Below are 24423 nucleotides of genomic sequence, written 5' to 3'. Positions count from 1 at the left end.
CCTCCGCGACCGCTGCGCGTTCCTGGCGAGAACGGACCTCGGTCTCCAGGTTCGGAAGCCGACCAGTCGGGCTCCGCATCTCACAGCCACCGCAGTGCTCGGCGTAGAAGCTGAACGTGACATGGTCCAACCGCATGCCGGACATGTTGCCAATGGCGACCGGGCACTCGACCCGACGCGAGTTCACCGGCAGCCCGGTTATTTCCTCGAGCATCCCGCGGCCGCCCGACTGTACGAACCGTATGTGCCGGCAATGGTTAGTCGCCAGCTCCATAACGCGGACATTCTCGCGACCCAACTCGAAGTACTTGGCGAACTCTACCTCGTCCAAGATTCAACTTTCGCTAGCAGGGGCCGTAATCACCCTCCAGTCTCCCGCACACCACCGACACCATCCCAACCTGCCGACCGACCAGCGCCCAACCTCGGTCCCGTCAATGCCGCCACCCAGCGTTTAAGGCACACTGGGCGTCACGCCGCTGCGAGGAGGCGGCTCCGGCGCTCGGACCCGTCGATCCCGTATCTCGACGAGCACTACCAGCACGTCACGAGCGCCACACTGTCGAACTCCGGGCCGACCTGACGCCCGTCATGGACCGGCTGTGCGGGCGGTTCTTCCGAGCCTTGGGTCTCGGTGACCCGCTGCGTCAACGCCCGGCCGGGTCCTGACCAGCCGTCTATCGCCAGGCCGGTCAACGACGGCTAACGACTTCGCCTCCAGCCACCACGTCGCCTAGGGTTCAGTGTCGAAGTGCCATGGTCGGCAACTGAGGTAAGGGTAAGCAATGAACGCAGTCATCGAGCTGGGCAACGGAGACTCACTCCATTTGGAGCCGGCCCGCCGCGCTCTCCGCCTCTATCCCGGCGCCGCCGGTGCCCAGGTCGAGCTGACGCTGAGCATCAGCAAGGTCCACGACTTGGCCCCCGGCATCGCCTACCAGGTAAAGGCCCAGGTGTACGTGGAGGACAACACCCACCGCCGACAGCAGCGAATGCTCTGCGACCTGCATGCCACAAGCCTGGTCACGCCGGTCGTGCGGGCGAGCCCTGTGCAGCTCTCCGGCTTCATCACCGACGAACAGATCCGCGTGGTCGAACAGCTGCGCGGCGGCGGCGACCTCTGGCTGAACCTGCGGCTGACCACTTCATCGGTGGAGTGGCAAGCCGACTCCATCCCTGTGGACCAGTACCAGTCGCCGATGATCTCAGATGAGGAGCTGGAGGGGTTGCGCCAGGACGCCCTCAGCAGGGACGACGTGCTTCGGGCGACGACGAAGTTCCTGACGGAGAAGTTCGGCCCGCTGCCATCTTCGGCCAAGGTGACGTTCGAGCGTCCGCTGACGAAGCAGCGAACCGGGGACCTGAGGTTCGACATCAACGCTGGCGAGTGGGCGGCGCAGCTCATGCACGTCCAGGCGGGGGCGTTTGTCGAGCTGCTCGTTCCGCTGGCCAGAGGCACCGACTACACCGACGCCGTGACGGCGCTGCGCGAGGCACGTGAATTGCTGCGGCAAGGGCGCATTGAGCCGGCGATCGTTGAGGCGCGCAAGGCCGTGGAACAGGTCCGGGTCGCGTACGGCACGCAGAAGCTGTTTGCCGCAGCGGTGAAGAAGACCCCGCGGCAGCGGACGCTAGATGAGCGGTGGGCGTTCATGGTCGAAGACCTGTTCTCGACCATGAGCGGCGCCGGCCACAAGGACGAGGTGACGAAGGACTTCGAGTACACCAGGGAGGACGGCGAGATGCTGATCGTCGCAGCCGCCGGGATGCTCAAGCGGCTGTCTGCCAAAAGTATCACGCTATAGCCGACGTAATTCACCCGAGGGTTGCGGGTTCGAGTCTTGTCGCCCCTGCTCTTCGTCTCGGCTGTGGCCGGTACTCAGGCCGCAGGGCGTCGACCGCGGTCTCGATCGGCAGCACCAGCGAGCGCGCCACCCGGACCGACTTGCGCAGGTCACCAGTCCAGGGTGGGCCGCTGCGCCATCGGCGCAGCGTACCCGTTACGTTTTGGCCCTTACCGAGGTCCCTTCAGCGATTGCGACCGTGATCAGTTCGTCTGCGTCGAACAGTGGCTCCAGCCAGCTTCGGATCTCATCACTTGTGGTGCCGCACGAGCCGATCCAGCCGTCCCGGAAGAGCTGTGTGAAGTCAGTGTTGTTCAAATGCCGTTGAGTTGGCCAACGCTCGTCGTCCCACGTGATGCGCAGGTTGTCTCCTCCCATGGTCGTATCGGCTGCGGATTGGTGCATGAGGCTTACGAGGTCCAGCGGAAGATAGAGACCCTTCATCAGTTCCGCTGACTGGCCATCGTAGTCACTGGGCCGAACGATCTTGAGGTAGTGCGGCTGGTTGCTGAGCCGGTACTGCCCGACAGTGCCGGGTTTTTCCCCTACTTCGAGCGCCCCCATGCGGCGAAGTTGCGCCGCCAGTTGGGGATCGCCACGGTAGGTCCATCCGCCGTTAGCGTTCTGCTTCATGCGCTTGTACTGCACAAGGATCCCGCACTGCCGGTCGGCGTGGTAGTAGATCAGGTCGCTGCCTCTGGTGGTTTCCAAGTCGCGCTTGTTCGTGTTAAGGACGGTGAGCCGGCCGCCGCCGCGAAGGGGGATCAACATGCCCCGGGCGTTCCTGCGTGCGCGCTGCCCCAGAATGCCATCGAAACGTTCCATGTCGCGCTCAATGAGCGCGTCCTCATCGTTGTAGCTGAGCCGCACCGTCTCCAGCAGGGTGCGTCGCGTGTCCAGCTCGTCCGGCGGAGTCATCAGCGCGCGGCCTGGCTGACCAATGCGGCGACCGAGACCGGATATTTCGGCGATAAGCCCGAGGGTGTCTTTCTCCTCGGCGAGCAAGGTTCGCCGCGCTTCGGTGATCTGCCTGGTCCCGGTGGGGTAGCCGCTCGCTTTCTCGATCAGGTCGGCTGCGTCGCTCGTCAGCTCGCTCAATGCCCGAACGACGGCGGTGGAGCTTCCCTCGGGCAGAGCGCTTTTCGCGGTGCGCGCCGGGGCGACGTGCGGTTTGATCTGTGGCGACACCCGCTCCAGCACAGCTTCGAGCAGAACGGGACGCCTGAGCAACGAGATGCCAGAGACCTCGTACCGTCGGGCGAAGCTGGTAACCCGTACGCTACGGCGAAACGATCCGATCGCGATCGCTTCAACGGACATGGGCTCCGATGAGGACCGCACGCAGATGACCGCCACGGCGTACTTCGGCAGGTCAATGCCGATTGGAGCGCTGTCGGTGTAGCTGTCGCGTACAAGCTTGTTGTTGAAGGCGATGTGGTCTCTCGGCTGATGATCGATGAAGATCGCCGCCATGTGGCTCCTTTCGCATCACCGCTTGTGCTGCACAGATCGACGCTTCTCTGTGGGCGGAGAGCGATCGAACCTCGTCCGCCGATGGTGCCGGTGTTTCGGTCGTTGTACCTGCCAGCCCTTACCGCGCGGGCTCTCCCAGGCTGGCCCGACTCACGCGTCTGTCCGCTGATCGATCGCTGCCTCATAGAAGGCGTCCGCGAGCGCCATGATGACGGCGTTGATGCTGGGGCCGTCGCTGAAGAAGTAGTCGGCCATGGTGTTGTGGGCTTCCTGGTTGTCGACGACTGCCTCAGTGACTGCCGCTTGGAAGTCCTGCGACTCCATGAACTGCCTCTTCGAGTTGACCTTGGCCTGGTTAACCAGGCCCGGGTAGGTGAGCAGCCGTTCTACGAGTCCCTGCACGAACTCACGGACCTGGGACGCGGAGAACGACTCGGCCCCGAAGAGGTCGTTCATCTTGTCGATGACGACCTGTAGGGCGACGTACTTCGGCTCCTTACGGGTGCCGGTGCCCGCGGCGCCGATGCCCTTGAGCTTGCCGTCACCGGTCAGCGAGATGTCGACCGCGGTCGCCTTGGTGTGCTTGACGCCGACCAGGACCACGTCGGAGAGGTCGATCTCCGCGGCCCAGGAGGAGTCTGTGATGACCTTCTCCAGGAGCCGTAGGAAGATCGACAGCATCTCCAGGTACGGGTCGCCGTAGTCGACGATTTGGCTCATGAAGTCGTAGAGCCGGACATAGGTGGAGACGTCCTTGCGGAACAGGTCGAGGGTGTTAAGGGTGACCTTGTCGTCGGCCTCGATCGCCGCCGTGTAGCGGCGGGCGAAGTCGTTCTTGGCCGGGCTGATCGCGGCCGAGAGGGCGTTGTTGCCTTTGCGGGTGACCCACAGTTCGGCGACCTCGCGTACCTGCTCTGGCGTGTAGATTCCGGCTTGGGCGAGCTTGTTGGAGAGGTGGACGACGATGTAGGGGTCGGTTTCGGTCTCCAGTGTGGCGTTGGTGAAGTACGGCTCGAACGCAGTCCGGATGTCCTCGGGCTTGTTCACGAAGTCGATGACGAACGTCTTGCGTTTCTGCTCCCCACCGGCAGTGCGGTGGGTACGGTTGAGCCGGGACAGCGTCTGCACGGCGGTGACCCCGGAGAGCTTCTTGTCGACGTACATGGCCGAGAGCAACGGCTGATCGAAGCCTGTCTGGTACTTGTTGGCGACCAGCATGATCTTGTACGTCGCGCCCTTGAAGGCGGCGGCCAGGTCCCCGCCGGCGCCGGGGTTCAGCTTGGCCTCGGTGAACTCGTCGTCTTTGCTCGGCTGCGGCCCCCAGTCGGAGGCCCACTCCTCGTTCTCGGCCATGGTCACCGAGTTGGAGAAGGCGACCAGGGTGCGGTAGTTGTACGAAGCGTCCTTGGCGGCCCGCTTGGCGATGTAGGCGTCGATCGCCTTCTTGTACTTCACCGCGGCCTTGCGCGAGTCGGTCACGACCATCGCCTTTGCCCTGCCCTCTAGCAGGTGGGCGACGTTGATATGGAAGTGCTCGACGATGATTTCTACCTTCTGGCTGATGTTGGTCGGGTGCAGCTTCACCCACCGCATCAGCCCCTTACGCGCTGCGGCCTCCTCCACCATCTCGCCGCTGTCGCCGCTATCGGTCCGACCGGCGATTTTCATCGCCGTGTCGTAGGACTGGTAGCCCCTGAGCACGTCGAGGATGTAGCCCTCCTCGACCGCCTGCCGCATCGAGTAGAGGTGGAACTCGACCGGCCGCCCGTCAGGACCCTTGCGGCCGAACAGCTCCAGGGTCTTGTTCTTCGGGGTCGCAGTGAACGCGAAGTAGGAGATGTTCTCCGACTCGGCCCGCTCGGTCATTTCCGAGGCCAGGATCGCCTCAACGTCGACCGCACCGCCCTCTTCGATCTCCTTGACCTCCTCAGCGGTCAACACAGCTCGCAGCTTGGAGGAGATCTTCCCGGACTGCGACGAGTGCGCCTCGTCGGCGATCACCGCGAACCGCCGTCCTTTCAACGACGAGTCGGCCCGGATTTCGTCGAGGGCGAACTGGAAGGTCTGCACCGTCACCGCGATGATCAGCTCCCCGTTCTTCAGCGCGGTCGCCAGCAGCCCGGATTTCGACTTCTCCCCCGCCTTGCGGACGTCCTCCGGGCTGATCGTGGCCACGATTTTCCCTGACCCGTCGATCTGCCGGATCGCCTCCTGGAGCTGCCCGTCGAGCACGGTGCGGTCCACGACCACGATCACCGAGTCGAAGACCTTCTCGTCGTTCACGTGCACCCGTGCCAGCCGGTGCGCGGTCCACGCGATGGTGTTCGTCTTCCCCGACCCTGCGGAGTGCTCGATCAGGTAGCGATGCCCCACCCCCTCCTCGCGCACCGCTGCCACAAGGTTCGTCACGGCCTCCCACTGGTGGAACCGCGGAAAAAGCATGCTCGTACGCCGCACCGAGGTGCCGGTCGCGACATCCCACTCCTCCTTGGTCTCCACGATCATCAGCCGGCCGATGATGGTGAGCCAGGCGTCCTTCTCCCAGACCCGCTCCCACAGGTACGCCGTCGCCGACCGCCCGCGCTCACCCGGCGGATTCCCCGCGCCACTCTCGTGACCCATGTTGAACGGCAAGAACTGCGTCTTCTCGCCCTCCAACTTGGTTGTCATCGCGGCCAGGTCGTTGGAGACCGCGAAATGGACCAGCGCCCGATGCCCGAACGACAGCAGCGGCTCCGGCCGCCCGTTGGTCAGCGGGTGCCGGTTCTTGCGGTATTGGTTGATCGCCTCATCGAGAGACTGGGTGAAGTCGGTCTTCAGCTCGACGGTGGCCACCGGGAGCCCGTTGACGAAGAACACCAGGTCGATGCTGCGCTGGTCAGCGGTGGAAAAGTGCACCTGCCGCATCACCCGCACCCGCATCGCCGCGTACTGCTCGTTAGTGGTCGCGTTCAGACTGGTCTCGGGGCGGAACTGCGCCATCTTCAACCGGCCACCGCCGATGTACTGCACCCCGTTGCGCAGGATGTTCAGCGTCCCGCCACCATGTTCGAGAGGTTTGTCGAGCACCGTGGTCAGCACGTCGAGAAACTTCGCCTGCGACCCTGCGGCCTTCAACGCCTTCGCGTACGCCGGCTTCTGGGTCTCCTCCAGCCAGGCGAACAGGTCCTCGGGGAAGAGCGCCCGCTCCCGGTCGTAGCCGAGGTCGTTCGCCGAGTACAGCCACCCGTGGGACTCCAGGTACGCGCAGATTTCGGACTCGAAGACGACCTCGTTGTGATCGGCCGTCACACCATCTCCCGTACGTCGATCTGACCAGTTACGGCTGCGGTGATGAGTGCAGCCCGGCGTTCACGAGCGAGTTCTATAAACCGTTCGGTCTCCGCAATCAATGCGTCGATCTTCGCCGTCTGCCCGTCCAGATAGGCGGCAACGTGGCGCTGCTCATCCAAGGCCGGCAATCGCACGCGAAGCTCTCGAATGTCCCGTTGAGAAATCTTCTGCATCGAGTGGCTCATGCCCTTGGACGCAGCCCTGATCTGCACACGCAAGCCGGGTGAACCGAGTGCATACGCTACGAACGCGGGATCCGCCTCGTCCGTAAGCGAGAGGCCGTACGTGAGATCGGAGAGAAGCAATCGCGGGTAGATCCCATTGACCACCGCAGCAGCACCCACTAGATCTTTCGTGTTCGAGCGTGACATGACAATTTCGCCGTGACGAACGGCGAGCTCCGGCCGCGGAGTCACGTTGTCTGGAAGTCGTTTGTTCTCAGTCGGTTCGAATCGTCCAGTGTTCGCGCACCCGACCTTCAGGACTCCCCACTCCTCCACCCCATCAGCGGGCCAGCTCTCGCAGTTAGGGCTCCACCCCTGACGAAGCACCGCGATAACGCGCCGCAGCTCTACGTCCGCCCCCTGCGACGTCGCATACGCGATGACGGCTGTGCGTCGATCGCGGAGCATCTCAATCAGGCGCTGCTGCTCCTCGATGAGGGTGTCGACTCGGGCGGTCTCGCGGTCGAGATAGTCGGCGATAGCACGCTGCTCCGAGGGGGACGGCACCGGCACCGGAAGGGCATTGATCTGTGCAGTTCCGATACCTGGCTGCGCGGCCGTCTGTGAGTACTGGCCAAGGTTCATCACGTGCAGCAGGTAGGCGAGCCAGCGAGAATCGACCGCGTTCGCAGCACACGCAACGATCGCATGTTCAGAGGCCCAGAACTCGCCGGAGACGAGGTGCACGTTGCCGCACAAGGCACCTTGGCGCCCGATGAGAATTCGAGTGCCGTGGTGAGTCTTAGCCTCGGTGTAGCCACGCAGCCCGTTACCGCCGTACACGGGATAGGTACCGAATGGCTCGATTGATTCAGCAGTGATCGCCTCACCAGCTTGCATGCCAGGTGCAAGGTATTTAACCTTCGACTCACTCCAGTTGGAGGGAAGCGAAAGTCCCTGCAACCAATCGATCTTTGCTGGGATCGTCGAACGCATAGCCGTCACCCCTCCACCTCTCGCAGAAGGTCGAGGATCTTGGCGACCTGTTTCTTCAAGTCTGCGTCGATCTCGGCGAGGGGCCGGGGCGGGATGTACTTGTAGAAGTGGCGGGTGAAGGGGATCTCGTAGCCGGTCCTGGTTTTCGCCCAGTCGATCCACGATTCCGGCACATGCGGCTTCACCTCGGCGTTGAAGTACGCCTGGATGACCTCGGCCTTGCCGGCCGAACCGGCGGTCGAGCCGCCGTAGGTGAATGGGACATTCTCGGTGTCGCGCTTCTTGGTGTCCGGCTTGGGCTTGCCCTTGCGGTCGACGACGGGGTTTCCGGACTCGTCGAGTAGGGGACGCTCGACAGTGATGGTCCAGTAGCCGAACTCGTCGGTACGCAGCACCTTGGAGTAGTCCGAATTGGCGTCGGCGAAGTCAGCGTACAACTGCACCACCCTGGCGCGATCGGCGTCGCTGATCTCGCGGCCCTTGGAGCCGAGGTTCTTGCGCATCTTGGTCCAGAACGACGTGCCGTCGATGAGCTGGACCAGGCCCTTGCGGTCGGAGTGCTTGGTGTTGTCGAGAATCCAGATGTAGGTGGCGATGCCGGTGTTAAAGAACATGTTGGTCGGCAGCGCGACGATCGCATCGACCAGGTCCTTCTCCAACAGCCACTTCCGGATGTTGGAGGGGCCGGACTCGGCACCACCGTTGAAGAGCGGCGAGCCGTTCATCACGATCCCGGCCCGGCCGCCGCCGTCCTCCGGCGCCCGCATCTTGTGGGCCAGATGGAGCAGGAAGAGCATCTGCCCGTCTGAGGTCGACGGGAGGCCGGGGGCGAACCGGCCGTATGGGCCAGCTCCGTCGCGCTCTTTCGTGACCGCTTTGGCGTACTGCTTCCAGTCGACGCCGTAGGGCGGGTTGGACATGCAGAAGTCGAACTGGCGGCCCTTAAACGCATCATCGGTCAGCGTGTTGCCGAAGGCGATGTTGGTCGCGTCGTGGCCCTTGGCCAGCAGGTCGGACTTGCAGATCGCGTACGACTGCGGGTTGTACTCCTGGCCGTACAGGCTCAGCTTCGCGTCGGGATTCTGCGCGAGCAGGTGCTCCTCGGCCAGGGCAAGCATGCCACCGGTGCCCGCGGTGGGGTCGTACAGCGTGCGGACGATGTCGGCCTCGGTCAGGTCGGCGTCCTTGTCGGCGAAGAGAAGGTCGACCAGCAGCCGGATCGCGTCCCGTGGGGTGTAGTGGTCACCGGAGGTTTCGTTCGCGGCCTCGTTGAACTTGCGGATGATGTACTCGAACGCATCGCCCATGTCGGCGTTGGAGACGACGTCTGGATGCAGGTCGACGGCTTTGAAGGACGTGATGACCTCGCGCAGCAGCCCCGCCTTCTCCAGGGCGAGGATCTCCTTTTTGAAGTCGAAGTACTGGAACACATCGACATCGGGCGAGAACCGGTCGATGTAGTCGGCCAGGTTGTCCGCCAGCCCGTCGGCGTCAGCCAGCAGGTTGGCAAAGGAGTAGTTCGAGGTGTTGTAGAACGGCCTGCCGGTCGCCTTCTTGACCTCGATCTTGAGTCGGTTGGGGTTGTCGTACTTCGCTGCCAGCCCGCGCACCGTTTCTCGGTCGGGCTCAAGGATGCAGTCGAGGCGTCGCAGGATTGTGAGCGGGAGGATCACGTTGCCGTACTGGTTGGGGCGGTAGGGGCCCCGAAGCTGGTCGGCGATCGACCAGATGAAACTACCGAGGGCGCTCACAAGGCTCCTTACGAGGATCACTCTACGACAGGTGCTGGACGCCCAGCGCAAGCCCGTCCGTGCCGTCGAGCAGGCGGCGCACAGTCTGCAGCGGCCGATGCGTCAAAACACATCATCGCGCATCGCGACACCCGTGTGCCACGAGGCCGGCAGCAGCACCGTCGCGGTCGGCGCCCTCGCCGTGATCGTCCCTTTGGCTAGTCTCTGACTGCGCCGGTCGCGAGCGGCCGACTCGACATCCACCGGGCGGAAGCTTGAGCTGTCTTCTACCAGTCAATCGACATGCGATCGGCGAACAGACCGCCGGTCGGCCCGTCCGCTGGCAGGGTCGCCAGCCACACGGGCGTGTCGGCGCCTTCCTCCGGCGATCGGTCGGTCTCGCCGTACGCCATGCGGGTGTTCATGCGTCCCGGTGAGCATGCATTGACCAGGATGCCGGTGCCGGCCAGCTCTGCCGCAAGAACCCGGGTCAGCGCGTTGAGGGCCGCCTTGGACACGCGGTAGGAGACGTTCGTGTCGCCCATGGTGGCCAGCGACCCGAGGTGGCTGCTGATGTTGACGATGCGACCGTAGCCGTTCTTCTTCATCTCCGGCACGGCGGCGGCGCAGCAGCGCCACGCGCCCAGCAGGTTGGTGTCCAGGGCGCTGCGGACCCGCTCGAAGTCAGGGCTCGCCGCCACCTGGCCCCGGTCGATCGCGATACCGGCGTTGTTCACCAGCACGTCCAGCCGGCCGTGTCGCTTCGCGGTGTCGGCGAAGGCACGGGCCACGCTGGCCGGGTCGTTGACGTCGAGCTGGTGGCCGCTCGCGGCCAACCCGTCCTTCGTCAGTTCGGACACCACACGGTCGACGGAATACTCGTTACGGCCGGCCAGCACCACGTGCAAGCCGTGTTCGGCCAGGCCGCGAGCGATGGCGGCGCCAAGCCCACGGTTGGCGCCGGTCACCACGGCTACCTTGGTGTCATTAGCCATGATCAGGCCCCCAGGGTGGCGAGTTGGTCGTCGAGCGCGCGAGCGCGCGGGTCGGTCTTGGCGAACGGGAGCCGTTGGCGTGCTCGAACGACGCGGCGCATGTTCCGTTCCGAAGGCGCCTCACGGATCAGCGGTATCGCCTCCGCAACAAGGGACGCGGCGTGGTCGGCGTCCCCGAGCTGCGCCTGCGCCGACGCGCGGCGAATCACGTACGTGGCCCGATCCCTCACCTTGGTAGCTGGTACCAGCCGCAGCGTACGACTGAGGTACGCGTCGGCTTCTCGCGGCCGTCCGAGATCCAGGTAGCAGGTCCCGACCTGGGCGTTGAACTCGGATTCGTCGAAGTACCCGAGGAAGGCGGGTTCCGCGTCGGTCGACGCGACGCGATCAAATTCGGTGTCAGCCTGTTTGAGTAGGCGTTCGCAGGCCGCGGCATCGCCGATCGCTGCGTGAGCCCTTGCCTCCCTTAGCGCCAGCATCGCAGCGGCGCGTGGGGTGACCCCTTTCGCGCCTTCGTGGGCACTGCGGGCCAGCTCCAACGCCTCTCGGGGCCGGTCGAAGTCGTAGCACTGCAGGCTCATCGATTTGAGGATGTTGGCTCCCAGCAGGCGGTCGTCGGCGGCGTGTGCGGCGTGTAGCGCGGCGAGCCAGTAGCGCTGCGCCGCCGCGTGCAGGCCAGCGTCGAACGACGCCCAGCCGGCCATCCGGCCGAGTTCGGCCGCCAGGGCGTACAGTCGTCGACCCACCGCGGTCGTGTAGGCGGATCGGTCAAGGACGTCCACCACCATGCCGAGTTCGGCGTGGATGAGGGTCCGGGCTCGGTCACCGCCTCGGGTTGCTTCCAGGTACCGCAGCCGCGGAAGGCCCTCCTCCATCCGTTCGACCAGGTCGGTGGTGACCTGGCCACCGCGCAGGACGGCGACTAGCTCTCGGGGTTCGATGGTCAGCCACGCTTCGGCGATGCCGGCCAGCGGCACGCCTGTGATCTTCATGAAGGCACGTCGGTCCACGTGCGCGTACTCCAATGCGTTGACGAGTGCCTGTAGTCCGCCCGGCTGAGTCCATCCGAACGAGGCCGGAATCGGGTCACCGTCGGGGAGCCACTGGGGCCATGGCGCCTGCCGTACGCGATCGTGCGGAACTCCGAGTTCTGCGGCGAGAGCGAGCTGGCTTTCCATGTCGGGGACCACACTCCAGTGCTCCCACCGCCACGCCTTTTCCCGCCGGGCGGCCATGTTTCGGCTGCGCTTCGCGATGGCGTCGACCACGTCCTGGTACGTCCAGCCTCTCGCAGCGCGCACGACGCTGAGCGGGTGGATGAGCCGGTCCCGGTCGGATGCCGGTAGCTGCGACGCCATCGCTGACCTCCTCGATGCGTAAGCACTGTAGTGCGCGCCTGCGTGTCCGCTGAAGATCAAGGACGGAGGTCCGGCGAGAGGACAACAGCGAGACTACGCCCCGGACCTGTTCAACCGCGTGACGGCGCGGTTGGCTGTGGTTGCCGGATCGGGTGACGGAAAAATCACCGAAAGTGTGGGAGGCTGCGGCGCTCCACGGGCAGGGTCAGCCTTCCCACCTCGATCGGTGGCTCGAACGTCGTACGCGCGGCGCCGACAAGCCGTTTCGGCCGAGTGCACCAGGGAGGCGACTGCTGAAAACCGGACGGACGAGTGTGCCTCCGGGCCGCCGACGATGGCGGTCGAGCGGGCGCATGGCACCGCTCCAGTCGTACGTGAGTTCGGACTAGGGTCGTAACTTTCTGTGAACACAGCATTCCGGATACGAAAGGATCATCGTGGTAACTGCCACTGCCGCTGATTCGGCACGGGCCGACGCCCTACGTCAGGCGCTGGTCGAGGAACTCCTGACTGCAGGGTCGATCACATCACCGGAGGTGGCGGCTGCCTTCCGCGCTGTGCCCCGGCATCTGTTCGCCCCCGAGGCGTCGCTGGAGCAGGCGTACGCGAATGACATCGTCCGGACGAAGCGCGACGAGCACGGAGTCACGATCAGTTCGGTCTCCGCGCCGTGGTTGCAGGCGGTCATGCTGGAACAGGCGCAGATCAGGCCGGGAATGCGATGCCTGGAGATCGGTTCCGGCGGCTACAACGCCGCTCTGATGGCGGAGCTGGTCGGGCCGGACGGCGAGGTCACCACGGTGGACATCGACGCCGACGTGACCGATCGGGCCCGCCGGTTCCTGGACACCGCCGGCTACGGACGGGTCAACGTGGTTCTCGCCGACGCCGAGGGCGGCGTACCGCAGCACGCACCGTACGACCGGATCATCGTCACGGTTGGCGTCTGGGACGTACCGCCAGCCTGGTTCGACCAACTCTCGGACGACGGCCGGATCGTCGTGCCGTTGCGGATGCGGGGGTTGAGCCGCTCGCTGGCGCTGGTCCGCGATGGCGACCACCTCGTCAGTGTCGGGCACGAGATGGCCGGCTTCGTCGCGGTGCAGGGCGCCGGGGCGCACGCCGAGCGACTGGTGACGTTGCACGGCGAGGACGTCGGCCTCCGGTTCGACGATGACCAGCGGGTTGACGTCGAGGCGTTGCGCACGGCACTGCGCCAGCCCCGGGTGGAGAAGTGGTCAGGAGTGAGGTTCGGCGGTATGGAGCCGTTCGACGGGCTGTTCCTGTGGCTCGCGACCAGCCTGGACCGGTTCTGCCTTCTCAGCCGGGCACGTACCGATGCGGCCCGTGAACTGGTCGATCCGGCCTCACCGATCGCCACTCCCACGCTGCTGAGCGACAGCGGGTTCGCGTACGTCGCTTTCCGTGAAGTCGACCCTCAGGGGCAGACCTACGAGTTCGGCGTCTACGGCCACGGTCCGGATGCGGTCAGCCTCGCCGACGCGCTGGTCGAGCAGATTCGGGTGTGGGATCGCGAGCACCGCCACGGACCGGCCGCACGCATCAGCATCTACCCCGCGTCGGTGCGCGCCGCTGAACAGCCAGCAGCACGGCTCATCCCCAAGCGGCACACCACCGTCACAATCTCCTGGCCCTGACCCGCGACAGCAGTGCCAGGCGTCCCACCGTCACCGAACACAGGGAGGAACCCACGTCATGTCCACCACGATCGTGACCGCGCTGGCCACCGCGCCCGAGACCGGCACCGACGACCTGTTCGACCTTGACATCAGCGTCATCGAGTCCGGCCCGGTCATTCCCGAGCTGCTGCGCAGCACCAGCGACAACTGCGGCGGAACCTGCGCGTCGGCCTGCACGAGCTGCAAGTCGTAACCCCCTTCTCGTGGGTCCGGCGCCGTTGGCGCCGGACCCACCACCCCATGCGGAGGCACTGGTGTTCCAGGTACTCGACGCACTGCTGATCCGCGCGTCGACCCATCCCGTCACCTTCGACCTTCCTCCTTGGCCGGACCTGACCGGCGATATCCACCCCGACCAGGTCAGTGACTGGCTTACTGCGGTGTGGAGCCGTCAAGAACTCGCCGCCGCCATCACCGCCGCGAGCCCGACGCTGACCGATCAGGTCGAGCGGATCCGCGCGGGGCAGTGCCACGACGTACGTCAGCTCCGACGGACCGTGGCATCGATGGCTCGGTACCTGCTGCGGCTGACCGGTCGAAGCACCCCGTTCGCGCTCTTCGCCGGGGTTGCTCCTGCCCCGCTGGGCGGGAAGCCGGCTGTGCGGTGGGGCCAGCTACACCAGCCCGTACTACGAGCCGACGGTGCGTGGCTCGCTGGCGTGATCGCGCTGCTTGAGGAATGCCCGGCGCTGCTGCGCCGGCTGCCAGTCATGCTCAACGACCTGGCCGAGGTACACGAGGACCGCGTAATCGTGCCGTTTGCGCGGCCTCCCGCCACCCAGGGCCGAACTGGTGACGCGCCGGCTCCCGTTGATGTGTCGGTCCGTCTCACCGCCGCTGTCGCAGCCGTCACGACCTACGCGCGTAGGCCCATCGTCGTCGCTGACCTCATCACGAAGCTGTGCACCGACTTTCCGAGCTGTTCGGCATCGGTCGCAGAGGCGGCCATCGCGCGGCTGGTGCGGACCGGATTGCTGCTGACGGCGTTGCGGCCACCGATGACGGCCACCGACGGCCTCGCGCATGTCCTGGCGCAGCTCACAGCCGTCGAGGCGGAAGCGATTCCGGAGCTGACTGACACCGCCCAGGGATTGATGACCATCGGAGATCAGATCCGAAGCAGCCGCCATCGCTCGACTGCCCCGAGCGATGGGCTCCACCGCACACTCGTGGAGCAGATGAACGCGGTGCGTGTCGGCGTAAGCCAGCCGGCCGCCGTGGATTTGAGGCTCGACGCCACCATTACGCTGCCGGACACACTCGTCAAACACGCCCGCGAGGCTGCGGCGGCGCTGACCCGGCTGACGCCGTATCCGCGCGGACTCCCCGCCTGGCAGGAGTACCACGCCGCCTTCCTCGAACGCTACGGTCCGGGTGCCGTGGTGCCGTTGCTGGACGTGGTCAACCCGGAGATCGGGCTGGGCTTTCCCGCCACCTACCGAGGATCGGACCGGACCGTTTCAGCTATGCCGCTGAGCGAGCGGGACCGCCACCTGTTACGACTGGCCCAGCAGGCCACGATGGGCGGCGGTGACGAGTTGTCGCTCGATGAGCGCACCCTCACCGACCTCGCCGGCCCCAACCAACCGCCAGTGCAGGCGCCGCCACACGTCGAGCTGTTCCTGCAGATCCACGCCACCGACACAACAGCACTGCGTGAAGACCGGTACGCGCTGGTCGTCAGCGGCGCGGCTCGCGCCGCCGGGGCGACAACCGGTCGCTTCCTGCATCTGCTCGACGCCGCCGACCGGGGCCGCTTCCGGGACGCCTACTCGGCCGTCGCGACCATCCGCGCGGGCGCGGTACCGGCTCAATTGTCGTTCCCGCCGCTACAGGCAGCGTCTGATCATCTCGCCTGCGCCCCGTCGATGCTGCCGATGGCGCTCTCAGCCGGCGAGTGCTCGGACGGCGATCAGGTTATCCGGGTCGAGGACGTGGCCGTCGGCGGTGACGCCGAAGGGCTGTTCCTGGTGTCTCGGCGTCACCGGCTGCTGATCGAGCCCACCGTGCTCAACGCCGTGGAGTTCCGCTTCTTCAGCCATCCCCTGGCGCGCTTTCTGTGCGAACTGCCCCGAGCCTGCACGGCGATCTACATGCCGTTCTCCTGGGGCGCGGCGGCGGCGCTGCCGTTCCTACCCCGCCTCCGTTATCGGCGCACGGTGCTCGCCCCGGCTCGGTGGAACCTCACCGCCGGTGACCTCCCACCAGCGGACGCGCCTCGGCAGCAGTGGCGGGAGGCGCTGGTTGAATGGCGCCAACGGCTCCGCCTGCCCGACCGGGTGTATCTGGTGGAGGCGGACAACCTCCTACCGTTGGACCTGACCGAGGACCTGCACCAGGAGCTGCTGCGCGCACACCTCGACCGCCAGGGCCACGCGCGGCTCGATGAAGCCCCGTCCGACGACGCGTACGGATGGCTCAACGGTCACGCACACGAGATCGTCATCCCGTTGACCCGCACGGCACAGGCGACAGCGGCTCCATCTCTGGCCCGTGTCCGGACCGTGCAGCACGACGACGGGCACCTGCCGGGTACCTCCCACTGGCTGTACGCGAAGCTGTACACGTCCGCCGATCTGACCGTCGGCCTCGTGCACGACGTACCTGATCTGCTCGCGACCTGGAACGGCTCCGCCGAATGGTGGTACCTGCCGTACCGCGACCCAGACCCACACCTGCGGCTACGGATCCGACTCCCCGATGCCGACGCCTACGGCCCCGCCGCCGCGCAAGTCGGCGCCTGGGCCACTCGGCTCCAACGGGGACGGCGTCTCGGCCGGCTTCAACTGGACACCTACCACCCGGAGACCGGCAGGTACGGTCACGGCACCGCGATGACTGCCGCCGAACGGGTCTTCGCCGCCGACTCCAGCGCGGCGGTTGCCGAGCTGAACGCTGCCGCCGTGAACTCGGTACCGCTGGACGCGCTCGCGGCGGCGAGCCTCGTCGACATCGTCATGGCCTTCGCCGGCGAGACCGCCACCGCGATGACGTGGCTCACGACCCACCTGCCCAAGGAAACCGCCCCGTCCGCACGAGCAACGCACAACCAGGCCGTACGCCTGGCCGACCCAGCAGAGGAATGGTCGGCGCTGCGCTCCAGCGTCAACGCGGGCTCGGTCCTTGACGCGTGGCAACATCGCCGAGTCGCGGTGCAGGCGTACCGCGATCATATCGCCGCGCAACGCGACCCCTGGTCCGTCGTGCCGTCCCTGCTGCACCTGCACTGCATCCGCCTGCACGGCGTCGACCCCGACCGCGAACGTCTGATCCGCAAGCTGACCCGCGCCGCAGCCCTGCGCTGGTCCGCGCTTCACCTCGCGGAGGCCCGATGAACCCTGCCGCGCCCACCTCAGCCACTCGGATCGACAACGTCATGGCGGCCGTCGCCGACCGTCTCGCGGTGCCACCCGCGCCACCAGACCAGCCGGAACAGGCACAGTCGCTGGCCGACGGGGCAGCCGGGATCGCGCTACTACACATCGAGCGGGCCCTCACCGGGACCGGTGCGTGGACCACCGCGCACCGCTGGCTACGCGCCATCGCACACGGCGGCGTGCTCGCCACTATCGAGAGCAGCCTGTTCCGTGGCGCGCCTGCCGTGGCGTTCGCGCTCCACGCCGCCACCGCCGACCATCCCGGCCGCTATGACAACGCGCAGCACGCCCTGCATCGGGCAGTCACCGCGCTGGCGCACCGCCGGATCGACCAGGCGCTCGACCGCATCGCCCGCGCCGAGCTGCCGCGGATGGCGGAGTACGACATCATCTCCGGGCTGACCGGCATCGGCGCCCACCTTCTCCGGCACGCCCCGGACGATGAAGCCCTCGGGCGCATCCTGGCCTATCTCGTACGGCTCACCGAACCGCTGCACCACGGCGGCGAGGTCGTTCCTGGCTGGTGGACCGAACAGGATCCGCACGCGAGGATCTCCACCGCCTTCCCGGGAGGCCACGCCAACTTCGGCCTTGCCCACGGCATCACGGGGCCGCTGGCCTTACTCGCTCTCGCCAAGCGGCGCGGCGTCGTCGTCGAAGGGCACCTCGACGCCATCGAGCGCATCAACGCCTGGTTGGACAGGTGGCGGCAGCACGACGACAACGGAACCTGGTGGCCCCAATGGATCACCCACCACGAACGTCGTACCGGCCGCCCCGCGCAGCCCGGCCCGCTGCGGCCATCCTGGTGCTACGGCACCCCGGGGCTGGCCCGCGCACAGCAGCTAGCCGGACTGGCCCTGAACGACCGTGACCGTCGGCGGCTCGCGGAGAACGCGCTGGTTTCCTGCCTGACTCAGCCGGGCCAGCTTCGACGCATCAGCGACGCCAGTCTCTGCCACGGCTGGGCCGGCCTCGCGCTGACCGCGTGGCGAACGGCCACGGACGCCGCAGATTCGACGATCTCCAATTTCCTGCCGGGCGTCATCGATCAACTGCTCCATCACGCCGAAGCGACGGCGGATTCCGGCGATGGGTTGCTCGAAGGCCGGGCCGGCGTCGCTCTTGCGATGTGCGCCATCGCACGTGGCGCTCCACCGACTTCCGGATGGGACGCATGTCTGCTGATCGTCTGAACCTCATGTCGGGCATCGAATCAGCCCAGGACGGCCGGCCACCGGCAGCTCAACCGTCGAGCGGAGCGCTGGCAATCCCTCCGGCGCTGGAGCCAGCGGTGCTGGCGTTCCTGGCCGGGACGCCAGCACAGCGTGCCGCCGCCCGTGCCTCGGTTCCGGTTGCCGAACTGGTCGAGGTGGCCGAGCGCTATCAGGCCGCAGGGCGGGCTGCCCTCACGTCGGATAGGGCCGCCGTCAACTGGTACCAGGTCGAGATCGAGTTCCCCGATCGGTATACCGCCGAGCGAACCGTTGCGACGCGGATCGCGCCGAGGCTGCGCCAGGCCGAAGACTTGGGAGTCGTCACGTCGTGGTGGTACATCCGCAAGAGTCCGCACTGGCGACTGCGGCTCCGCCCCGACGAGTCCCAGCGGCAGTTGCGAGCGTTCGTCACGAGAATGCTCGATGAGCTGGCGTCGAAGCGGCTTGTTGTCGCCTGGTCATCCGGCATATACGAGCCCGAGAGCTGCGTGTTCGGCGGCCCCGAGGGCATGGAGGTGGCTCACCGCCTCTTCCACGCCGACAGCGCCAACGCCCTGGCGTACCTCAGGCACGTCGGCTCCCCGCGAGATCCGCAATCCCCGCAGCTCGGCCGCCGAGAGCTGTCCGTGCTGCTCTGCACCACGCTGCTCCGCGCCGCAGGCCAGGACTGGCACGAGCAAGCGGACGTCTGGCATCGGGTGACTCGAATGCGCCCCCTGATGACGAAGGCTCCCGGCAGCCGGCTGCTCAGCATGGCTGGTCAGGTACATCGTCTCCTCACGCTCGACATCGAGCGAATCGCTGTGTCGAGCGACGGTCAGGACCCGCTCGCCCCCGTGCGGCCCTGGTTCGCCGCGATGAGCGAGACCGGGGTGGCGCTCCGCGGCCTCGCGCGCACCGGCGTTCTACGCCGAGGGCTTCGTGACGTACTGGCCCACCACGTGATCTTTCACTGGAACCGGGTCGGCCTTACCGCCATGGTGCAAGCCGTTCTCGCTCACGCGGCAACCGCCACCATGCTGGATTCTTCCGTGGACGGCAATGCCGTGAGCAGGGGTTGATCTCGATGTGGCCGGAGCCCTCCGATCCCGCCGTCGTCCTGCGTATGCGGGCAGCGCACGCCCGCGCTTGCGCGGCCCTTCACCTTGACCGAGCGACCGGAGGCACGGAGGCGTGGGGCTGGAACGGTCGCACCCTGGGAAGGCCCGTCACCACACCCGACGGCCCGGCATGGTTGCGGGTGGCAACCGCTCCGGCGGACCAGATCATTGACACGTACTGGAACGGCGCTATCGAAGCCCAGGAGTCTCTTCCGCCGACGATCCCACGGCCGCAGCTCTGGCGCTGGCACGACTGGTCCGATCTAACGTGGGCGTACCGGAGCGAACTGCACGAGTACGTCAACGCCGACACCGTCGCCGTCCACGCCGTCATCACCGCTCCGCCGAGCGTGCCGGCCGAGTGGTGGACGGCAGTTCGCACGGCGCTGGAGGCCATAGCCACGATCGATACGACCCGCGTGACCATACAACCGGGATTCCTCGCGTGGGCGATGCCGCGCTACCTCGGCATCCCAGGGAGTGAGTACGCCGCGCTTCCGTGGACTCCTGCTCACGGCGATTTCCACTTCGCGAACCTCTGCGCCCCCGACCTTCGAATCCTCGATTGGGAGGGCTGGGGACTCGCGCCAGCCGGGTACGACGCCGCGATGCTGCACAGCTACAGCCTGCTCACACCGGTTACGGCTGACCGTGTCCAGCGTGAATTGGCCCACCTACTCGCCACCCCCGCAGGCCGATACGCCGAACTGGCCGTGATCGCAGAACTCCTGGACGCTGCTGATCAGGGGATAAACCGCCAGCTCGCCGAGCCACTTCGTCGCCGGGCCGCCTCAATCTTGGGACGGCCAACGCCAACGGTGACTGCGCGGAAGTCCGGGTAGTGCGTAACCTACCGCCGCCTCCCTTCCACCCTGACGCCCGCTCGATGGGCGTGCCCGACGATCAGTGCGAGTAACCGATGCCCCGTGCCGCGCCCCGATACGTCATGCGTGCATGTGCCGCCGACGGCTTGTGGCGGCAGTGGGCGCCCAGCTCGGCGGGGCGCCCAACAACGTCAGTCGGTCAGGTCGAACTTCCCCAGCTTCGCGCCGTCGATGAACGCGTCCCACTCAGCCCGGGTGAACGTCAGGTTTGGTCCCTGGCCTCGCGCCTTGGTGTCCCTGACCCCGACAGCATCCTTGCCCAGGTGGGCGACCTCCACGCACGCGCCGTTGTTGCCGGATCGGCTGGACTTGAACCACTTAACCGAGTCCATCCTTCTTCTCCTGAATCAATCGGGTGGACTCCCTGGGCGACAGCGTCAGGGAGAGCAGGTGATCGAACACGCCGGTGAGCCGCCGGATCTCCCCTGGTGACTCCAGGAACAATTCTCCCGCCAGGGTCTCGATGTAGCCAAGGGGTGGGTCACCATCCGCGAGCGTCAGGACATCGAAGCCGCCGTGTACGGCAAGATGGGCTCCGGCAGCGAGCGTCAGAACCTGCACGGTGACGTTGGGCAACGCGGAGACCTCGATGATGTGATCCAGTTGCTCGCGCCGCACATCGGCGTCACCAACCTCCAGCATCAACGACTGTTCCGTGATGATCGCGTGCAGTCGGAGCGGAGGCTGACGTGCTGCCGTCAGCACCTCCTGGCGTTTGAGACGTGCCTCGACACGTTGAGTGATTTCCTCCTGGTCGGTCTCTCGACCGATGCGGATCACCGATTCGGCGTACGCGCGGGTCTGGATGAGCCCGGGGATGAGGGTCGGCTGGAATTCACGGAGTTCGACCGCCTCGGCTTCGTAGGCAATGAACGTGGCGTACCGGGCCGGCAGCGTGTTGAGCCGTTGCCACCAGCCCGGCTCGCGCAGTTGTTCGGCCATGCTGCGAAGCGCCAGCCCGTGCCCTTCGTCGTGCGGAACGTCGTAGGCGACGAGGATCTCCAGCACATCCCGTGGGCGCGGCTTGATGTCGCCGGACTCGATGCGGGCGATCCGCTGCTGCGAGCACTTGAGCAGCTTGGCCGCGTCACCCTGCGTGAGACTGCGTTCCTCGCGTAGCCGTCGCAGTTCCCTGCCGAGACGGCGAGACCGAGGCGTCGGTGGAGTGAATCCGGCCATGCTCTGATCCTCTCTCATACACAACCAGCGAGCCCACGGGGCACTGGGTCCTGACGCTTGCCAGCATCGTACGATGCTGCAACACTGGCCAGCATAGTAAGTGGCCGTGACGCGAGGTCCGCCCTAGTAGCGAACGTCAGTGCACCGGCGGTGATCACGATCAACGTGCGCGGAGCGACGGAGCTACGTCCGCCAAGGCGACCTCGATGCACGACGGACGAGCCAGGTAAAGGGGATCCGCCCCTACGCGTCAGGACAACCCGATTGAGGTGATGACGGTGCTGTTGTTTGGGGTACTCGCGGCGTTGGTGGTCGGCTACATCGCCGGATTGGTGTCCTTCAAGATCAAGGACCGATGGTGCCCGCAGTGCGGGTCCACAGCCGTTGCTCATGAACAGGTCAGGCGAGCACGATAACGGTTCCCCAGCTAGGCGACGTGATCGAGGTCGGCGAGCAGGACTACATGCACGGAACCGGTCATCTGACCCTACGAGTCACCCGTATCGGTGAACAGGTTCAGGTCCATGACGACGAGTGGCTGAAACTAGAAGGTCTGGCCCTGCGGGCAGACGGCACACAGCTCGACCCGAGCCCCCGCCCGGCACTCGTCCGGATGCGTGCGCTACGCATCGCGCCGCCGGCAGGGTCGTCGTGAGCACGATCTACCTAGCCAGCTCGGCGCTGGAAGAAGTCGAACGAGCCCAGGCGGAACTTGAACGCCACCTGACGGTCCGGCCGACCGGAGAGTGCGTGACGTGCGGTGAGGTCGAGCCCTGCTCCGGCCGTCAAACGGCTGCCTTCACGTTCATGAAGTTCGGTCTTCTGCCGCGCCGTCGGCCAGGCGCTTCGGGGGTACGCCGCGCCGCTCCAACTCTGGGCGGTGCCGTGCCGGCCTCGTGGTTCACGTCGGCCGCAGACAGTGTCCGCGACGAGACGACCGGGACTGGATCCGAGCCCTAGCACCCGCAGGCGCCGTCGGTGAGGTGGGTCGAACCCTACGACCAAGGAGCTGACGTCAGGCCAGCAGACCTTAATCCCTTTGAGACTGTCTGATTCCGAAAGGGTATTGATAGTGAACGGCGTACCGGGCACTCAGACGAGGGCTCCACGCAGTCCGAACGACCTGCTGCGGCGCGCACGGCTAGCCAAGCAATCACCAACAGGGTCGGGGCGAGTGATGTCACGGCAGGAGGTTGCCGAGGCGGTCAATACGTGGATCTGGGAGCACCAGAGACAACGCGCGTACCTGGACAGCAGGTACATCGGCAAGCTGGAGCGCGGTGAGTCCCGCTGGCCGGCGTCGTACGTCCGGGCGGGGCTGCGCGGTGTCTTCGGCGTGGACGACGACGCCGCGATCGGGCTGTACGTCATCTACGGCTCGGGACGAACGACCCCCGAGGCCGTCGAGACGGTGACATCTCCGGCATCGGAGCCAGGACCGGCATCCACGCCGATCACGTCGCCGAACGACGGGGCGGACGTGACACCCACTGTTCATCTCGGCGTCGCGGCGGGCACGGCGGTCGTGGTCACGCTCGACAGCGGGCCTACCGAACCGATCCGCGTCGTACTAACAACGATGCCCGACGATCATCCCGAACTTTCGCCGCTACCGCTGACCGTCGGCAGCGGGGCACGGGTGTACTCACTCGCAGACCGGCGCAGGCGAGCGTGATGGGGCAGCAGCCAGCCGAGTTGCGGCCCCACGCTTCCGCGCGACACTTCCTCGGCGCGGAGCTGCGATGTTGGCGGCAGCAGCGCGGGTTGTCGCTGGCACGGCTCGCGGCACTGGTGTACGTGAGCCCAGACCTGCTCGGCAAAATCGAAAAGGCTGAGCGTGTGGCGAGCCTGGATGTGATGACTCGCTGTGACCAGGTGTTGGAGACGGGCGGGGCGCTGGCCCGATTGCGGCGATTCGTGGACCGCCAAACGGCCAGGCCGTCGAGAGCGGATGCGTCGGCAACAGAGCCGATACGGATCAGGGTGGTCACGGAGATCGTGGCGGTTGGATCAGTCGGACTCGAAACCGCACCCCCGATGACAAGCGACGACGGAGCCCGCTTGTACCTGCTGCCCGGCGAACAGGACAGGTGAACACGATGGACGCCGTTCCGGCTTTGGTCACTCCTGGACAGATTTACGAGGCGCAACGGGAGTTGGGACGACGGTTGGCCGACTGGCGCAAGGCTGCTGGCATGACGCAGGTCGCCCTGGCCGAGCGTACGGCGTACTCACGTAGCGCGGTCGCCAGTGTGGAGGTCGGCCGGCAGAGCATTCCCCGCGGCTTCTGGGAGCGCGCAGACCGTGAACTCGGCGCGGGAGGGACGCTGGTCGAGGCGTTCGACGCGTTTCAGGAACTGGTCACCGCCCGCCGGGCGCACCAGACGTGGACAGTCGAGCAGAATCGGATGCGACGCCATCAGTCGGCCGTGCCGTCGCATCCGCAGCAGACCGTGACGATCGAGCCTGCCGTCTGCGGATGCGCCATCACGGTCGCCAGGTGGAGCGGGCGGGAAGCGCTCGCGTTGAGGGAGGCGATGCGGCTCAGCGTTCAGGCGTTCGCCGAACGGCTTCGCGTCGCCACCGCGATCGTCGTGCAGTGGGAGAACCTCGGTCAGCCAGCATCGCTGGGTCTGGACATGCAGGCAGCATTGGACGACGCGCTCAAACTCGCCGGCCAAGACGCTCGCACTCGCTTCGCGAAGATCCTTCACATGCCACCGATGAGGTCCAACGACCATGCGGGTTCGCCCGACGGTGGCCGTTATGCGACGGTGACCCCGCTTCGCCGGGGCGAGGAATCGCAGGCCATGTGGTGAAAGGATGCCGATGGTCACGTCATTGACACCGATCCCGGGACTGCGCCAGTCGGTCTTGTTCGAGACGGCAGTGGCCATCTACCAGCGGCACCGCGATGGAGAATCCGGAATGTGCGGTGCGTGTGGACAGGGCGCACCGTGTCCGCCAAAACACCATGCCACCCTCGTGATCTCGACTGCGGGGGCTGACCCCGACAGTTCGAGGACGGTTCTTCTGCGGGACACACTGGCTACCGGCTCGGCGGGCGTGGCCG

21 protein-coding genes are annotated in these 24423 nt (G+C 66.2%); 12 read left to right on the top strand and 9 right to left on the bottom strand.

The features are described 5' to 3' along the window. A partial coding sequence (locus KJS59_RS21180; protein ID WP_213454697.1) for a hypothetical protein occupies positions 1 to 331 on the bottom strand: 331 nt, incomplete at its 3' end. 454 nt (positions 332 to 785) lie between these two features. Here KJS59_RS21180 and KJS59_RS21175 point away from each other — a divergent pair. Then, a complete protein-coding gene (locus KJS59_RS21175; RefSeq protein WP_213454696.1) occupies positions 786 to 1805 on the top strand; it encodes a hypothetical protein in 1020 nt (339 codons plus the stop codon). Between the two features lie 195 nt (positions 1806 to 2000). On the opposite strand, the gene KJS59_RS21170 is transcribed toward KJS59_RS21175, so the two are convergent. The 4 genes from KJS59_RS21170 to KJS59_RS21155 all read right to left on the bottom strand — a co-directional run bounded on the left by KJS59_RS21170 (position 2001) and on the right by KJS59_RS21155 (position 9561). Next, on the bottom strand, positions 2001 to 3317 hold the full coding sequence (locus KJS59_RS21170; protein ID WP_213454695.1) for a hypothetical protein: 1317 nt from the start codon (positions 3315 to 3317) through the stop codon (positions 2001 to 2003). Positions 3318 to 3467: 150 nt separating this feature from the next. Further along, positions 3468 to 6608: a type I restriction endonuclease subunit R gene (locus KJS59_RS21165; protein ID WP_213454694.1), complete on the bottom strand. Its 3141-nt coding sequence runs from the start codon at positions 6606 to 6608 to the stop codon at positions 3468 to 3470. After that, positions 6605 to 7810: a restriction endonuclease subunit S gene (locus KJS59_RS21160; protein ID WP_213454693.1), complete on the bottom strand. Its 1206-nt coding sequence runs from the start codon at positions 7808 to 7810 to the stop codon at positions 6605 to 6607. The genes KJS59_RS21165 and KJS59_RS21160 overlap by 4 nt, the downstream gene beginning before the upstream one ends. Positions 7811 to 7815: 5 nt before the next feature. After that, on the bottom strand, positions 7816 to 9561 hold the full coding sequence (locus KJS59_RS21155; RefSeq protein ID WP_213454692.1) for a type I restriction-modification system subunit M: 1746 nt from the start codon (positions 9559 to 9561) through the stop codon (positions 7816 to 7818). A 31-nt stretch (positions 9562 to 9592) separates the two neighbouring features. On the opposite strand from KJS59_RS21155, the gene KJS59_RS21150 reads away from it, so the two are divergent. Next, positions 9593 to 9769 (top strand): hypothetical protein, encoded by a 177-nt coding sequence (locus tag KJS59_RS21150; RefSeq protein ID WP_213454691.1) that lies wholly within the window; start codon positions 9593 to 9595, stop codon positions 9767 to 9769. 58 nt (positions 9770 to 9827) lie between these two features. Here KJS59_RS21150 and KJS59_RS21145 read toward each other — a convergent pair whose 3' ends face one another. After that, positions 9828 to 10535: an SDR family oxidoreductase gene (locus KJS59_RS21145; RefSeq protein ID WP_213454690.1), complete on the bottom strand. Its 708-nt coding sequence runs from the start codon at positions 10533 to 10535 to the stop codon at positions 9828 to 9830. Positions 10536 to 10537: 2 nt separating this feature from the next. Beyond that, complete coding sequence (locus KJS59_RS21140) at positions 10538 to 11893, bottom strand: transcriptional regulator (protein ID WP_213454689.1); 1356 nt, start codon at positions 11891 to 11893, stop codon at positions 10538 to 10540. A gap of 437 nt (positions 11894 to 12330) precedes the next feature. On the opposite strand from KJS59_RS21140, the gene fxlM reads away from it, so the two are divergent. The 6 genes from fxlM (at position 12331) to KJS59_RS21110 (ending at position 20129) form a co-directional block, all read left to right on the top strand. Then, complete coding sequence (gene fxlM / locus KJS59_RS21135) at positions 12331 to 13551, top strand: methyltransferase, FxLD system (protein ID WP_213454688.1); 1221 nt, start codon at positions 12331 to 12333, stop codon at positions 13549 to 13551. 58 nt (positions 13552 to 13609) lie between these two features. Then, the gene (locus KJS59_RS21130) at positions 13610 to 13786 is read left to right on the top strand and encodes an FxLD family lanthipeptide (protein ID WP_213454687.1); all 177 of its coding nucleotides are present in this window, start codon (positions 13610 to 13612) and stop codon (positions 13784 to 13786) included. 61 nt (positions 13787 to 13847) lie between these two features. Beyond that, entirely contained in the window at positions 13848 to 16928 is a 3081-nt protein-coding gene (locus tag KJS59_RS21125; RefSeq protein ID WP_213454686.1) for a lantibiotic dehydratase, read from the top strand. Then, complete coding sequence (locus KJS59_RS21120) at positions 16925 to 18166, top strand: lanthionine synthetase C family protein (RefSeq protein ID WP_213454685.1); 1242 nt, start codon at positions 16925 to 16927, stop codon at positions 18164 to 18166. Before KJS59_RS21125 ends, KJS59_RS21120 begins: the two co-directional genes overlap by 4 nt. Continuing rightward, positions 18148 to 19248 carry a thiopeptide-type bacteriocin biosynthesis protein gene (locus tag KJS59_RS21115; protein ID WP_249714617.1) on the top strand — a complete coding sequence of 367 codons (1101 nt, stop codon included), beginning with the start codon at positions 18148 to 18150 and terminating at the stop codon, positions 19246 to 19248. Before KJS59_RS21120 ends, KJS59_RS21115 begins: the two co-directional genes overlap by 19 nt. 179 nt (positions 19249 to 19427) lie before the next feature. Continuing rightward, a complete protein-coding gene (locus KJS59_RS21110) occupies positions 19428 to 20129 on the top strand; it encodes a phosphotransferase (protein WP_213454684.1) in 702 nt (233 codons plus the stop codon). Between the two features lie 173 nt (positions 20130 to 20302). Here KJS59_RS21110 and KJS59_RS21105 read toward each other — a convergent pair whose 3' ends face one another. After that, entirely contained in the window at positions 20303 to 20503 is a 201-nt protein-coding gene (locus KJS59_RS21105; RefSeq protein ID WP_213454683.1) for a DUF397 domain-containing protein, read from the bottom strand. After that, positions 20490 to 21350, bottom strand: coding sequence for a helix-turn-helix domain-containing protein (locus KJS59_RS21100; RefSeq protein ID WP_213454682.1), 861 nt, complete (start codon positions 21348 to 21350; stop codon positions 20490 to 20492). The genes KJS59_RS21105 and KJS59_RS21100 overlap by 14 nt, the downstream gene beginning before the upstream one ends. Positions 21351 to 21786: 436 nt before the next feature. On the opposite strand from KJS59_RS21100, the gene KJS59_RS21095 reads away from it, so the two are divergent. From KJS59_RS21095 to KJS59_RS21080, 4 genes are all read left to right on the top strand, one after another. Beyond that, on the top strand, positions 21787 to 22005 hold the full coding sequence (locus KJS59_RS21095; protein WP_213454681.1) for a hypothetical protein: 219 nt from the start codon (positions 21787 to 21789) through the stop codon (positions 22003 to 22005). Positions 22006 to 22527: 522 nt separating this feature from the next. Then, complete coding sequence (locus tag KJS59_RS21090) at positions 22528 to 23025, top strand: hypothetical protein (protein WP_213454680.1); 498 nt, start codon at positions 22528 to 22530, stop codon at positions 23023 to 23025. Then, entirely contained in the window at positions 23025 to 23444 is a 420-nt protein-coding gene (locus KJS59_RS21085; protein WP_213454701.1) for a helix-turn-helix domain-containing protein, read from the top strand. Before KJS59_RS21090 ends, KJS59_RS21085 begins: the two co-directional genes overlap by 1 nt. A gap of 5 nt (positions 23445 to 23449) precedes the next feature. Then, positions 23450 to 24169 (top strand): helix-turn-helix domain-containing protein, encoded by a 720-nt coding sequence (locus KJS59_RS21080; RefSeq protein ID WP_213454679.1) that lies wholly within the window; start codon positions 23450 to 23452, stop codon positions 24167 to 24169. Positions 24170 to 24423: the final 254 nt, after the last annotated feature.

The organism is Rhizomonospora bruguierae (genome assembly GCF_018397995.1).
Taxonomy (GTDB): Bacteria; Actinomycetota; Actinomycetes; order Mycobacteriales; family Micromonosporaceae; genus Rhizomonospora; species Rhizomonospora bruguierae.
This window is presented reverse-complemented; position numbering and strand designations above follow the sequence as displayed.